The sequence below is a fragment of the Bacillus sp. HU-1818 genome (genome assembly GCF_022695965.1).
Lineage (GTDB): Bacteria > Bacillota > Bacilli > Bacillales > Bacillaceae > Bacillus > Bacillus atrophaeus.
Window position 1 is genome coordinate 682571 of the sequence record NZ_JAAPBE010000003.1, and the last position, 13765, is coordinate 696335.

Here is a 13765-nt window from a genome sequence, read left to right on the forward strand (position 1 = left end):
GGAGAAGAGATGGGCGGAAGACATGATATATCAAGACGTCAATTTTTAAATTATACGCTCACGGGCGTAGGGGGGTTTATGGCGGCTAGTATGCTCATGCCTATGGTTCGCTTTGCACTCGATCCGGTGTTAAAACCGACTGGGGATCAGGATATGGTTCAGGTTGTCAGCGTTGATGAGCTGACAAAAGAACCGCAGCGCTTTGATTTTAAAATTAATCAAGTCGATGCCTGGTATGAATCAGAGGAATCGAGATCAGCTTGGGTGTTCAAACACGGGGATGAGATTGTGGCATTATCACCGATTTGCAAGCATTTGGGATGTACAGTCAACTGGAATAATGATCCTAAGAATCCGAACAAATTTTTCTGTCCATGCCATTACGGGCTATATGAAAAAGACGGTACGAATGTCCCCGGCACGCCGCCGCTTGCACCACTTGACCATTATGAGCAAGAAGTGAAGGACGGCTTCCTGTATCTTGGAAAAGCAAAGCCTAAGGGGGAAGGGTGACATGCTTAACAAAATTTATGATTGGGTAGATGAACGGCTTGATATTACACCGATGTGGAGGGATATCGCCGACCACGAGGTGCCTGAGCATGTGAATCCAGCCCACCATTTTTCCGCATTTGTTTATTGTTTTGGAGGTTTGACGTTTTTTGTAACCGTTATCCAAGTGCTGTCGGGTATGTTTTTAACCATGTACTATGTGCCTGACATTAAGAACGCATGGGAATCGGTTTATTACTTGCAAAATGAAGTGGCGTTCGGCCAAATTGTAAGGGGAATGCACCATTGGGGCGCAAGTTTAGTCATTGTGATGATGTTTTTACATACGCTGAGGGTCTTTTTTCAGGGCGCGTATAAGAAGCCGAGGGAATTAAATTGGATTGTCGGTGTACTTATTTTCTTTGTAATGCTTGGTCTCGGATTTACAGGCTATTTGCTGCCCTGGGACATGAAGGCGCTGTTTGCGACAAAGGTAGGTCTTCAAATTGCGGAAGCGACACCGCTTATCGGAACACAAGTCAAAACACTCCTTGCGGGCCATCCGGATATCGTCGGCGCCCAAACTCTGACAAGGTTTTTTGCGATCCATGTGTTTTTTCTTCCTGCCGCATTATTCGGACTGATGGCAGCGCATTTTATCATGATCCGCAAGCAGGGAATTTCAGGACCGCTTTAAACTTGATCTGTGAATAAAAGGGAGGGGATGACATGCATCGGGGCAAAGGGATGAAGTTTGTAGGGGACTCAAGAATACCCGCTGAGAAAAAGCCGAATATACCGAAGGACTACTCAGAATATCCAGGTAAGACAGAAGCGTTTTGGCCGAATTTCCTATTAAAGGAGTGGCTTGTCGGCGCTGTTTTTCTGGTTGGATTTCTTGTATTGACCATCGTGCATCAGCCGCCTTTAGAGCGGATGGCTGATCCGACAGATACCGGGTATATTCCGTTGCCTGATTGGTATTTTCTTTTCTTATATCAATTGCTGAAATACGAATACGCCGCCGGTAGCTTTACTGTTGTCGGGGCCATGATCATGCCGGGTCTCGCTTTTGGCGCGCTGCTTTTAGCGCCTTTCCTTGACAGGGGAACGGAGAGAAGGCCATGGAAGCGCCCGGTAGCCGTTGGTATGATGCTTTTTGCTCTTGCGGCAACCGTATTTCTGACATGGCAGTCTGTCGCCACACATGACTGGGCCAAAGCGGAAGAGCAAGGCAAGATTACAAAAGAGGCGGAAATTGATACCGAATCAGAAGGTTATAAGCTGTTTCAAGATCAAGGCTGTATTTCCTGCCATGGAGATAATCTTCAAGGAGGAGCAGCCGGCCCGTCATTGGTTGACAGCGGGTTAAGTCCTGAGGAGATCAAAAAAATCGCCGTGGAAGGGAAAGGGCAAATGCCGGCTGGGGTGTTTAAAGGCAATGATAAAGAACTTGAGGAACTGGCTAAGTTTATTTCTGAAACCACAGCGAAATAAAACGTATTGTGAATTACGAGATAGAAGGCTATACTTTTCTTATAAAAAGCTGACCTGGCGTCAGCTTTTTTGTATGCAGTACATACTTTTACAGACTGAGAGTTGATAAGACATGAAATGGTTTCAGTTTCTATTGGGACAGCGGCCGATGCTGCTGCTCGTTTTAGGGGTGAATTTTCTTGGTACGGTATATGGGTACTACTGGTATTTGCCCCAGCTGCTCGAAACACCGGCCCGCTTTCTCGTATTTGTTCCAGACAGCCCGACGGCGACGTTCTTTTTCCTGTTTGTGCTGCTGTCATTTCTCATGAAACGAAACGCGAAGCTATTCGAAGCGCTGGCATTGGTCACGCTCGTAAAGTACGGCCTGTGGGCGGTAGGAATGAACCTGCTCGTCCTTTTTGTCACCGGTGAATTGCCGTGGCAGGGTTATATGCTGATTGGCTCCCATTTTGCGATGGCTGTTCAAGGAGTTCTTTATAGTCCGTATTTCCGCTTTAGATTATGGCACCTTGTCCTTGCAGCGATCTGGACATTGCACAATGATGTTATTGATTATCTTTTCGGCATGATGCCTCAGTATTCTATGCTTTCGGATTATATGACATATATCGGTTATGCGACTTTCTGGCTCAGCCTGTTTTCAATCGCTTTAGCGTACTATTTAGTCGTTTCAAAAAAACAGATGAAGCTTGACCTGCCGTAACACAATGTTGGTCTAACCTTGTCCTTCTCTTCATATTCTGTAAGGAGAGAGAGTGGGAGGGACCTGCATGAAACGAAAGCTGACAATCTGTTTGTTACTTGCTCTTATTTTCTATATCGGAAATGCCAAAGCTGAAGAGCGGGGGAGCCTCGAGGAATTGAACGAGCTATCCGATACGGTTTTCCAAATGACTCGGCAGTCGCAATATGACGAGGCGCTTCAAGTGCTTGGTTACTTTGAAAAAAAATTAAAAGAGACTGAAAAAAGTCCGGCCAATCAATCTTTATCCGGCGCTCAAATTCGCCAGATCACACTGGGCTATAACGATATGGAGCGGAGTTTAAAGCAAACAGACACTTCAGACAGTGAAAAGCTGCGAGCGGCGGCGCAATTCAGGATGCTGATGGATGCAGTCAAAAATCAGTCCGATCCTCTTTGGGGATCGCTTGAGAAGCCAATTATGGAAACGTTCAGCGCTTTAAAAAAAGAAGTCCGGGAAAATGAGAAAACAAACTTTCACGAAAAGTGGAATGAATTTATATCTTTATATGATTTAATTTATCCGAGTTTAACGATGGATATTTCAATTGATCAGCTTGATGATGTGGGAAAGCATATTGACGTGATCGAGCAAGAAGCGTTTCAGCATATGACGGTAAGCACAAAGCTTGAACGGCTCTCACTTCTCCAAAAAGATTTGAAAAGTGTATTCGACAGGGTTGAAAAAGATGATGCGGACCCCTCTTTGTTATGGGTTATTCTCACAACAGGAGGCATCATTATTACTGCGCTCACCTATGTCGGTTACCGAAAATACAGAGCGGAAAAGAACAAATTGAAAAAACGTGATTATCCTAAATAAATGTTCTTAGCCGTAAAGGAGAAAATGCGAAATGAAAAAAATCATTCAGCAAATGCCTTCAAGCCATATCCCGCAGCCTATCAGAGGAGATAAAGGGGCGACTGATGACGGTCCACGCAACCTTGAGCGGGATCTGCAAAATCCGGATATGCTGGTGCCGCCGGCTACAGATGCAGGTATAATTGAGAATTTGAAATTTTCCTTTTCAGACACACATATGCGACTGGAGCACGGCGGATGGTCAAGAGAGGTGACAGTGCGGGAACTGCCGGCGGCGACCCAGCTTGCGGCTGTGAATATGCGGCTGAAGCCGGGCGGAGTGCGGGAGCTTCACTGGCATAAAGAAGCAGAGTGGGGCTATGTGTTAAACGGCAAGGTCCGTATTACTGCCGTGGATCAAAAGGGACGAAATTTCATTGATGATGTCGGAGAAGGCGATCTCTGGTACTTTCCATCAGGTATTCCCCACTCGATTCAAGGGTTGGAGGAAGGCAGTGAATTTTTGCTTGTTTTTGATGACGGTTCATTCTCCGAAAACAGCACTTTTTCTGTGACGGATTGGTTTGCCCATACATCCCGGAGCGTGTTGGCTGCTAATTTTGGCATTCCGGGTTATGAACTTGCACATATTCCGGCGAAAGAACGCTATATGTTCCAGTTGGGAACGCCTCCTTCGATAAACGAAGTGAAAATTGATTCTCCAAATGGCACGGTCCCCGAACCCTTTAGCTACAAACTGACGAAGCAAGCCCCGATTATCACCAATGGCGGCAAAGTCCGTATTGCAGATTCTTCTCTTTTTAAGGCATCAAAAACAATTGCTGCCGCCGTTGTGGAAGTAGAACCGGGCGGAATGAGGGAAATGCATTGGCATCCGAATACTGATGAGTGGCAGTATTATATTTCAGGCAAAGCAAAGATGACCGTTTTTGCAGCGGAAGGAAAAGCGAGAACGTTTAATTATCAAGCGGGTGACGTAGGGTACGTTCCCTTTGCGATGGGCCATTATATACAAAATACAGGCAGTACGGTTTTGCGCTTTTTAGAGGTTTTCAAAAGTGACCGGTTTGAGGATGTGTCGTTAAACCAATGGCTCGCATTGACGCCGCATGGTTTTGTGCAGCGGACGCTGAATGTCGGAGCTGCGTTTACAGATGTGCTACAAAAAGAAAAATTTCCGGTCGTAAAATGGAAAAGTGATTAGCAGCGAAAGGCGGCGAATGCCGCCTATTTGCATTGATTAGCGCGTGATAGGGTTTTTATTCTCATCATGAGTGAAGCCTTCCCCGAGCACGTCATGAACATCGCTCACGGCTACAAATGCGTGCGGATCAACTGAGGTAATCACACTTTTTAACAGAACGATTTCATTTTTCGGAACGACACAATAAAGCACATCTCTGTCCTCTTTCGTATACGATCCCTGACCTTTTAAAACCGTGACTCCTCTTTCCATTTCTTCAATGATTTTTTGCTGGATCATGTCATTTTTCATGGATATAATAGTAGCGCCTTTTGCAGCGTATCCGCCTTCTTGGATGAAATCAATTAATCTTGCTGCCACAAATACCGCAACAAGGGTGTACATAGCTTCTTTATATGAGAGATACGTGAGTAACGATAAAACGATGACGCAGGCATCAAAGGCGAACATTGTTCTTCCCATGGGTATTCCAAAGAACTTATTGATCAGGCGGGCGATAATATCTACTCCGCCGGTTGTGCCTCCGAATTTAAAGATGATTCCTAAACCGGCGCCGATAAACACACCGGCAAATAAGGCGGCAAGCGCCAAGTCATGCTGAAGGGGCATATGGATTTCGTAACGCTGAAAGATACTGAGAAAAAGAGACAAAGCGACGGTACCGACAATGGTATAAACAAACATCGTTCTGCCGAGCATGCGCCAGCCGATAAAGAATATCGGAATGTTTAACACAAGGTTCGAAATAGACGGGCTGATGTGAAATAGAGCATAAAGCAAAAGCGTAATGCCGGTAAACCCGCCTTCGGCTAAGTTGTTCTGCATATTAAAATGAACAAGTCCGAACGAAAAAATGGCCGCTCCTATTAAAATGAAACAAATGTTTTTTAATCTGATTTCTCCAAGCATTACACAAAACCCCTTTTCCTTCCATGAGATTGCGTTAATATTATAGAGGATACAAAAGAAAACAGCAAACACCTGCTTAAACATTTGTCAAACGTATCTGAATTAGCTAACATGTAAGAGATGATAGGAGGTTTCGCGCAGTGAGTGATAAAACGATGAAAGAATTACAGGCTGAGGTGGATCAATACATCGGCCAATTTAAAGAAGGCTATTTCAGCCCGCTTGCCATGATGGCCCGTTTGACAGAGGAGCTGGGCGAACTTGCAAGAGAAGTGAATCATTACTATGGAGAAAAGCCGAAGAAGGCGACTGAAGATGATAAAAGCATGGAAGAGGAAATGGGAGATGTCCTGTTTGTGCTGATTTGCTTAGCCAACTCTCTGAATATTTCACTAGAGGAAGCCCATGACCGTGTCATGCATAAATTTAATACGAGAGATAAAAACCGCTGGACGAGAAAAGAAGAAGGAAAGTAGAGGAGATTAGAATGCCGAATGAAACAATCAAAGTAGTTATAGCAGGACCAAGAGGAAGAATGGGACAAGAAGCTGTTAAATTGGCTGAAGGCACGCCTCATTTTGAGCTTGTCGGAGCAGTTGACCATACATACAATCAAAAAAAATTATCAGAAGTGATGTCTTCTGATTCAGAAGCACTCATTTATACAGATATTACACAATGTTTTCAAGAAACACAGCCTGACGTGCTGATTGATTTAACGACGCCGGAAATCGGGAAAGTACATACGAAGGTGGCGTTAGAGCATGGTGTTCGGCCGGTAGTAGGTACGACCGGTTTCACAGAGAGTGATTTAGAGGATCTTAAAACGCTGACAGACGACAAAGGAATCGGCGCTATCATCGCGCCAAACTTTGCATTAGGCGCGGTGCTCATGATGAAATTTTCGCAAATGGCAGCAAACTACTTTGAAGATGTGGAAATTATCGAGCTTCACCATGATCAAAAGCTTGACGCTCCAAGCGGAACGGCATTAAAAACGGCGGAGATGATTTCTGCAGTCCGCAGTGATAAACAGCAGGGGCATCCCGATGAAAAGGAAATTCTTCCGGGCGCGCGCGGCGCTGAACAAAACGGAATCCGTCTTCACAGTGTACGTCTTCCGGGATTGATCGCACATCAGGAAGTCATGTTCGGCATGGACGGCCAATCCCTTAAGATCCGCCATGATTCCTATAATCGCGCTTCCTTCATGTCAGGAGTCAAACTTGCCGTTGAACAAGTGATGAAAATTGACCAGCTCGTTTATGGGCTTGAAAACATTATAGACTAAAGGGGGATAACAGATGAAAATCGCTTTAATCGCTCATGACAAGAAAAAACAAGACATGGTGCAGTTTACGACTGCATATAAAACAATCTTGAGCGGGCATGACTTATATGCGACCGGTACAACCGGACTGAAAATTCAAGAGGCAACAGGCCTTTCTGTTGAGCGATTTCAATCAGGTCCTTTGGGAGGGGATCAGCAAATCGGAGCTCTGATTGCAGCCAACGCGCTCGATCTCGTTATCTTTTTGCGTGATCCTCTTACGGCGCAGCCGCACGAGCCGGATGTTTCGGCATTAATCCGTTTGTGTGACGTTTATGCGATACCGCTTGCTACAAATATGGGAACTGCGGAAATTTTAGTCCGTTCTCTTGAAGAAGGCGCATTTGAATTCCGCAATCTGATCCGCGGGGAAGATACAAATGGGTAACCTTGATCTCCTCGCTTTTGGCGCTCATAGTGATGATGTCGAGATCGGTATGGGCGGAACGATTGCAAAGTTTGTCAAACAAGGAAAAAGGGCCGGTATATGCGATCTGACTGAGGCGGAGTTATCTTCAAACGGCACGGTCAGCCTGAGAAAAGAAGAAGCGGCCGCAGCAGCCCGCATGCTCGGTGTGGAACAAAGAATTCAGCTCGGGCTTCCTGACCGCGGACTGGTGATGAACGACCATGCCGTACGCGCGATTGTGAGTGTAATCAGAGCCTGCCGGCCGAAAGCTGTATTTATGCCTTATAAAGAAGACCGGCATCCTGATCACGGCAATGCGGCTGCTCTTGTGGAAGAAGCAGTCTTTTCCGCGGGGATACGTAAATTTAAAGATGAAAAAAATCTCCCGCCTCATAAGGTGGAAAAGGTTTTATATTATATGATAAACGGGTTCCATCGGCCTGATTTTGTCATTGACATTACAGAGACGATAGAGGATAAAAAGCAGAGCCTTCAAGCTTATCAAAGCCAGTTTGTGCCGTCAGAGGGTTCAGTAGAAACGCCGCTTACAAACGGATACATTGAGATGGTAGAGGCACGGGAACGGCTGTACGGAAAAGAAGCAGGTGTAGGGTATGCGGAAGGATTCTTTTCAAAACGGCTTTTGGTCCTCAATCATGATCTGCTCGGAGGCGAACAATGAAGAAGCTGAAAATTGGCATTACATGCTATCCTAGCGTCGGCGGCTCAGGCATCATTGCCACCGAACTCGGGAAGCTGCTTGCAGAAAAGGGCCATGACATTCATTTTATTACATCAAGCATTCCTTTTCGATTAAATACATATCATCCAAATATTCATTTTCATGAAGTGGAAGTGAATCAATATGCTGTTTTCAAACACCCGCCATATGATTTGTCACTGGCAAGCAAAATTGCAGAGGTAGCGGAGCGGGAGAATTTGGATATTATCCATGCGCACTATGCTCTGCCGCACGCGGTTTGCGCGTATTTAGCTAAGCAGATGCTTAAACGGAATATCGGCATCGTCACCACTCTTCACGGCACAGATATTACCGTGTTAGGCTATGATCCGTCGTTAAAAGACTTAATCCGCTTTGCGATAGAAGCCTCAGACAGAGTGACAGCCGTATCCTCAGCTCTTGCGGCTGAAACCTATGATTTAATCAAACCAGAGAAAAAAATTGAAACCATATACAATTTTATCGATGAGCGGGTATATCTGAAGAAAAATACAAGAAGCATAAAAGAAAAATACGGCATTTCACCAGACGAAAAAGTAGTGGTTCATGTCTCGAATTTCAGAAAGGTCAAGCGGGTGCAGGATGTCATTCATGTTTTCCGGAACATCGTCAATCAAACAAAAGCAAAATTGCTTCTGGTAGGAGACGGTCCCGAGAAATCAGTCGCTTGTGAACTTGTCAGAAAGTACGGCCTTGAAAATCAAGTGATGCTGCTCGGAAATCAAGACCGGGTAGAGGAGCTTTATTCAATAAGCGATGTTAAGCTGCTTCTTTCTGAAAAAGAAAGCTTTGGCCTCGTTCTGCTTGAAGCAATGGCCTGCGGCGTACCGTGTATCGGAACGAATGTTGGCGGGATACCTGAAGTCATAAAGAACAATGTGAGCGGCTTTTTAGTGGATATCGGCGATATTGAAGATGCATCAGCAAAAGCCTTGCGCATTTTAGAGGATGAACAGCTCAGCAAACAATTTACCGATGCGGCGCTTCACATGCTGAAGAGCGAATTTTCATCACAAAAAATCGTTAGTGAATACGAACAGATCTATGCCGATTTAGCAGAACCGGAGTGATGACATGGAACAAGTTTTTATCAAAGCGCTTCCTGTGCTCAACACATTAATAGAAGCTGGCCATCAAGCTTATTTTGTCGGCGGCGCCGTTCGGGACAGCTATATGAACCGGGCAATCGGTGATGTTGATATCGCCACAGATGCCGCGCCGAATGAGGTGGAACGTTTGTTTAAGCGTACGGTGGATGTCGGCAAAGAGCACGGAACCATCATTGTGCTGTGGGAAGATGAGACCTATGAAGTGACGACATTCCGGACAGAATCGGATTATCAAGATTATAGAAGACCGTCAGAAGTGCACTTTATCACTTCATTAGAAGAAGATTTGAAACGCAGAGATTTGACGATTAACGCTATGGCAATGAAGACAGATGGAGAGCTGATTGATTATTTTGGAGGAAGACAGGATATTGATCATCATCTGATCCGGACTGTCGGAAAGCCTGAAGACCGATTTCAAGAGGATGCACTGCGTATGCTCAGAGCCATCAGATTTATGAGCCAGCTTGGCTTCGCGCTCTCAGAAGAAACCGAAGCTGCGATCGAACGCAGCCGCAGTTTGCTTCGTTATGTTTCTGTTGAACGGAAAACGGTGGAGTTCGAGAAACTTTTACAAGGAAGGTCTTGCAGTTCCGCTCTCCGAATGATGGTAAAAACAGGACTTTTCGAAGAGCTGCCGGGCTTCTCTGATAAAAAAGAACATATGCTTTATGCGAGTGAATGTCCGTTTTCGTTATTAACAGAGCGGGAGGAACTTTGGGCAGCGATGTTGGTTTATCTCAAGATCAGTGCAAAAGATCAAACGCCTTTTCTGAAAAAATGGAAACTTCCCGGAAAAGTAATCAAAGAAGCATCCCGCATCGCCGACACCTTTTATCAAGAACTTGATGCGCTTTCCATGTATCAAGCAGGAGAAAAGGCGCTAATTTCTGCTGTGAAGATCAAGATGCTGTCGGAAACCAAGCAAGTGGATAAAAAAAAGCTTGAGGCCGTCAGAAAAGAGTACCGCAGCCTGCCGATTAAAAGCCTCAAAGATCTCGACATAACAGGACAAGATTTACTGAATGTAAGAAACCGCCCTGCGGGAAAATGGGTTTCAGAAGAGCTGCGGCGGATTGAGCAGGCTGTTGTTACAGGAAAGCTCTCCAATCAAAAGAAACACTTAGAGGAGTGGCTGAAGTCATGGGATCAAAGTTAAGAACACAGTTAATCGACTTGTTTTCAAAGGCCGGAGATGAGTTTATTTCCGGCCAAAAAATAAGTGATGCTCTCGGCTGCTCCAGAACCGCCGTGTGGAAACATATAGAAGAGCTTCGCAATGAAGGTTATGAAGTAGAGGCCGTCAGGAGAAAAGGCTATCGGCTGTTGAAAAAACCGGGGAAACTCAGTGAAAGTGAGATTCGTTTCGGTTTGAAGACTGAACTGTTGGGCCGGCAGCTTTATTATCACGATGTTCTGCCGTCTACCCAAAAAACCGCTCATGAACTGGCAAATAACGGTGCGCCGGAAGGAACTCTCGTTGTTGCCGATAAACAAACAGCGGGCAGGGGGCGAATGTCAAGAGTATGGCATTCTCAAGAAGGAAACGGAATCTGGATGAGTCTTATTTTAAGGCCGGATATCCCGCTTCAACAAACGCCGCAGCTGACCCTTTTGTCAGCTGTCGCCGTTGTGCAGGCAATTGAAGAGGCTGCAGGCGTCCAAGCGGACATTAAATGGCCTAATGATCTTCTGATTCACGGAAAAAAAGCTGTCGGCATCTTAACTGAGATGCAAGCCGAGGAAGACCGCGTCCGGTCAATTATCATCGGCATTGGCATTAATGTGAACCAGCAGTCAGCCGATTTTCCGCAAGAGCTTCAGCAAATTGCGACGAGCCTCAGCCAGGAAGCAGGGGAAAAAATAGACCGGGCAGGATTGATTCAGCAAATTTTGCTTTCATTTGAAAAACGGTACCATGATTATTTAAAACACGGTTTTACCCCGATCAAGCTCTTATGGGAAAGCTATGCTCTTGGAATCGGCCAAGAATTAAGGGCAAGAACCTTAAAAGGGACATTTTACGGAAAATCGCTAGGAATAGATGATGAAGGGGTTCTTCTGTTAGAAACGAAAGAAGGCGTTAAAAAAATCTATTCGGCCGATATTGAAATGGGATCTTTCTAGTTGGTACAAGCCAACTGATTTTGGTATACTTCCAATGGGCAGTATCGCCTGCGAACTGCACCTATTTATCCAAATAGACAAAGATATAGCAGCAGTCTGCCTTGATCCAAAAGGACTGGGACAGAGGGATGAAACTCGCCGAAACTTCAAGATAAGTGAAGAATCCTTCTGGAAAAACGGAAGGTTTTTTGGCTTGTAAAAGAAGCGGCAGCTCATCTCCTCTACATGAGGAGGAGAAAGATGAAAACAAAGCTCGATTTCTTAAAAATGAAGAAGAGTGAAGAACCGATTGTTATGCTGACGGCTTATGATTACCCGTCGGCCAAGCTTGCCGAACAGGCGGGCGTTGATATGATTTTAGTCGGTGATTCACTGGGAATGGTCGTGCTCGGCCTGGACTCTACTGTAGGTGTAACTGTTGCCGACATGATTCATCATACAAAAGCGGTCAAACGGGGTGCGGTAAACACATTTATTGTGACAGATATGCCCTTTATGTCTTATCACCTCTCTAAAGATGAGACGCTTAAAAACGCCGCGGCCATCATTCAGGAAAGCGGAGCGGATGCGTTAAAGCTTGAAGGCGGAGACGGCGTCTTTGAATCAATCCGCGCTCTGACGCTCGGTGGAATCCCTGTTGTCAGTCATTTAGGACTGACTCCGCAATCAGTGGGCGTTTTAGGCGGTTATAAAGTCCAAGGGAAAGATCAGCAAAGCGCAAAAAAATTGCTTGAAGACAGCAAAAAATGTGAGGAAGCGGGAGCAATGATGCTTGTGCTCGAGTGTGTTCCGGCTGAACTTACCGCAAAAATTGCTGAGGAACTGACAATACCTGTAATCGGCATCGGAGCGGGAGCGCAAGCGGATGGTCAGGTTCTTGTATTTCATGATGTGGTCGGCTACGGTGTGGCCAGAACGCCTAAATTCGTCAAACAGTATGAACAAATTGACGGTGCTATTGAAACGGCGATCAGCGGATATGTCCATGATGTGAGAAAGCGTGCTTTCCCTGAACAAAAACATTCCTTTCAGCTGAATCAAACAGTGCTTGAAGGCTTGTACGGAGGGAAATAAATGAAACACATTACAGATATTTCAGAGCTGAAAACCGTAATTAACCAATATAAATCAGTAGGCAAATCAATCGGCTTCGTGCCGACGATGGGTTTTCTGCATGAAGGACACCTGAAGTTGGCTGATAAAGCGAGTCAGGAAAACGACATTGCGGTAATGAGCATTTTTGTGAACCCTGCACAATTCGGTCCTGGAGAGGATTTTGAAGCGTATCCCCGAGATCTTGAGCGGGATACGAAGCTTGCTGAAAATGCGGGAATAGATCTTCTTTTCACTCCGTCTGCCGACAGTATGTATAATGGCGATCCAAATGTCGCAGTGCAAGTGAAAAGACGGACCGACGTCTTGTGCGGGCGATCAAGAGAAGGGCACTTCGACGGCGTGGCAACAGTCTTAACGAAGTTTTTCAATCTAATAAAGCCGGAAAGGGCGTATTTTGGCCTCAAGGATGCACAGCAGGTTGCTGTCGTTGACGGTTTAATCAGTGATTTCTTTATGGATATTGAGCTGGTCGGTGTGGATACAGTCAGAGAGGAAGACGGACTTGCGAAAAGCTCTCGCAACGTATATTTAACTGAAAAAGAGAGAAACGAAGCCCCGAGACTCTATAAAGCTCTTCAGCAAGGCGCTGAGCTGATCAGGGCCGGTGAAAGAAATCCTGAAGCAGTGATCAAAGCCGCAGCAGATATCATCGGGACAACAAGCGGTGCCATTGATTATGTGGAACTCTACTCTTATCCTGAGCTCACAAAGCAGGATAAACTACAAGGGAAAGTCATCCTTGCTGCAGCAGTCAAATTTTCAAAGGCGCGTTTAATAGACAATATTATTATTGATATTCACGAAATGGAGAGAATATAAATATGTATCGTACGATGATGAGCGGAAAACTCCACCGGGCAACTGTCACTGAAGCCAACCTGAATTATGTCGGCAGTATTACCATTGATGAAGACCTCGTTGACGCGGTCGGAATGCTTATTAATGAAAAAGTTCAAATTGTGAATAATAATAACGGAGCCCGTCTGGAAACTTATATTATTCCCGGTGAGCGCGGAAGCGGAGTCATTTGTCTGAACGGAGCGGCCGCACGCCTTGTCCAGCCGGGTGATAAAGTCATTATCATTTCCTACAAGATGATGTCAGAACAAGACGCTGCAAGCCACCAGCCAAAGGTCGCCGTGCTTAATGAAAAAAATGAAATTGAACAAATGCTGGGCAGCGAACCGGCCCGCACCGTTTTGTAAAAGCAAACAGCCCCCTTTATCGGGGGTTTTCTTTTAAGATTTCAGAGTAAAAGCTGT

Annotated in this window: 18 protein-coding genes; 17 read left to right on the forward strand and 1 reads right to left on the reverse strand. The window is 45.4% G+C overall.

The features are described from left to right. Window positions 1-9: 9 nt before the first annotated feature. The 6 genes from GXP75_RS14090 (at window position 10) to GXP75_RS14115 (ending at window position 4761) form a co-directional block, all read left to right on the forward strand. Entirely contained in the window at window positions 10-513 is a 504-nt protein-coding gene (locus GXP75_RS14090; protein ID WP_010789049.1) for a Rieske (2Fe-2S) protein, read from the forward strand. 1 nt (window position 514) lies between these two features. Beyond that, window positions 515-1189 carry a menaquinol-cytochrome c reductase cytochrome b subunit gene (gene qcrB / locus GXP75_RS14095; RefSeq protein WP_003225560.1) on the forward strand — a complete coding sequence of 225 codons (675 nt, stop codon included), beginning with the start codon at window positions 515-517 and terminating at the stop codon, window positions 1187-1189. A 32-nt stretch (window positions 1190-1221) separates the two neighbouring features. Further along, the gene (locus tag GXP75_RS14100) at window positions 1222-1989 is read left to right on the forward strand and encodes a menaquinol-cytochrome c reductase cytochrome b/c subunit (protein WP_004429786.1); all 768 of its coding nucleotides are present in this window, start codon (window positions 1222-1224) and stop codon (window positions 1987-1989) included. Between the two features lie 112 nt (window positions 1990-2101). Beyond that, window positions 2102-2695, forward strand: a complete 594-nt coding sequence (lhaT, locus tag GXP75_RS14105; protein ID WP_242557048.1) for a lipoprotein heptaprenylglyceryl N-acetyltransferase LhaT — start codon at window positions 2102-2104, stop codon at window positions 2693-2695. Between the two features lie 67 nt (window positions 2696-2762). Further along, complete coding sequence (gene ypjB / locus GXP75_RS14110) at window positions 2763-3557, forward strand: sporulation protein YpjB (protein ID WP_214918765.1); 795 nt, start codon at window positions 2763-2765, stop codon at window positions 3555-3557. Between the two features lie 31 nt (window positions 3558-3588). Further along, window positions 3589-4761 carry an oxalate decarboxylase family bicupin gene (locus tag GXP75_RS14115; RefSeq protein ID WP_242557049.1) on the forward strand — a complete coding sequence of 391 codons (1173 nt, stop codon included), beginning with the start codon at window positions 3589-3591 and terminating at the stop codon, window positions 4759-4761. Between the two features lie 36 nt (window positions 4762-4797). On the opposite strand, the gene GXP75_RS14120 is transcribed toward GXP75_RS14115, so the two are convergent. Then, window positions 4798-5670, reverse strand: coding sequence for a YitT family protein (locus tag GXP75_RS14120; protein ID WP_061572982.1), 873 nt, complete (start codon window positions 5668-5670; stop codon window positions 4798-4800). Between the two features lie 140 nt (window positions 5671-5810). On the opposite strand from GXP75_RS14120, the gene GXP75_RS14125 reads away from it, so the two are divergent. Genes GXP75_RS14125 through panD form a run of 11 tightly spaced genes read left to right on the forward strand, consistent with a single transcriptional unit; the run spans window position 5811 to window position 13708 of the window. Beyond that, on the forward strand, window positions 5811-6146 hold the full coding sequence (locus GXP75_RS14125) for a nucleotide pyrophosphohydrolase (RefSeq protein WP_003325626.1): 336 nt from the start codon (window positions 5811-5813) through the stop codon (window positions 6144-6146). An 11-nt stretch (window positions 6147-6157) separates the two neighbouring features. Beyond that, window positions 6158-6961, forward strand: coding sequence for a 4-hydroxy-tetrahydrodipicolinate reductase (gene dapB / locus GXP75_RS14130; protein WP_061572983.1), 804 nt, complete (start codon window positions 6158-6160; stop codon window positions 6959-6961). Window positions 6962-6974: 13 nt separating this feature from the next. After that, window positions 6975-7388 (forward strand): methylglyoxal synthase, encoded by a 414-nt coding sequence (gene mgsA, locus GXP75_RS14135; protein WP_003325628.1) that lies wholly within the window; start codon window positions 6975-6977, stop codon window positions 7386-7388. Beyond that, the gene (gene bshB1 / locus GXP75_RS14140) at window positions 7381-8091 is read left to right on the forward strand and encodes a bacillithiol biosynthesis deacetylase BshB1 (protein WP_214918773.1); all 711 of its coding nucleotides are present in this window, start codon (window positions 7381-7383) and stop codon (window positions 8089-8091) included. The genes mgsA and bshB1 overlap by 8 nt, the downstream gene beginning before the upstream one ends. Continuing rightward, on the forward strand, window positions 8088-9221 hold the full coding sequence (bshA, locus tag GXP75_RS14145) for an N-acetyl-alpha-D-glucosaminyl L-malate synthase BshA (RefSeq protein ID WP_214918775.1): 1134 nt from the start codon (window positions 8088-8090) through the stop codon (window positions 9219-9221). Before bshB1 ends, bshA begins: the two co-directional genes overlap by 4 nt. Window positions 9222-9225: 4 nt before the next feature. Continuing rightward, window positions 9226-10419 carry a CCA tRNA nucleotidyltransferase gene (locus GXP75_RS14150; protein ID WP_242557050.1) on the forward strand — a complete coding sequence of 398 codons (1194 nt, stop codon included), beginning with the start codon at window positions 9226-9228 and terminating at the stop codon, window positions 10417-10419. Next, window positions 10404-11387, forward strand: coding sequence for a biotin--[acetyl-CoA-carboxylase] ligase (locus tag GXP75_RS14155; protein WP_242557051.1), 984 nt, complete (start codon window positions 10404-10406; stop codon window positions 11385-11387). Before GXP75_RS14150 ends, GXP75_RS14155 begins: the two co-directional genes overlap by 16 nt. Then, on the forward strand, window positions 11368-11586 hold the full coding sequence (locus GXP75_RS14160; protein WP_242557052.1) for a hypothetical protein: 219 nt from the start codon (window positions 11368-11370) through the stop codon (window positions 11584-11586). The genes GXP75_RS14155 and GXP75_RS14160 overlap by 20 nt, the downstream gene beginning before the upstream one ends. Before the next feature lie 41 nt (window positions 11587-11627). Beyond that, window positions 11628-12461, forward strand: a complete 834-nt coding sequence (panB, locus tag GXP75_RS14165; protein WP_242557053.1) for a 3-methyl-2-oxobutanoate hydroxymethyltransferase — start codon at window positions 11628-11630, stop codon at window positions 12459-12461. Next, the gene (gene panC, locus GXP75_RS14170; protein WP_214918784.1) at window positions 12462-13322 is read left to right on the forward strand and encodes a pantoate--beta-alanine ligase; all 861 of its coding nucleotides are present in this window, start codon (window positions 12462-12464) and stop codon (window positions 13320-13322) included. Window positions 13323-13324: 2 nt separating this feature from the next. Then, the gene (gene panD / locus GXP75_RS14175) at window positions 13325-13708 is read left to right on the forward strand and encodes an aspartate 1-decarboxylase (protein ID WP_214918786.1); all 384 of its coding nucleotides are present in this window, start codon (window positions 13325-13327) and stop codon (window positions 13706-13708) included. Window positions 13709-13765 lie beyond the last annotated feature (57 nt).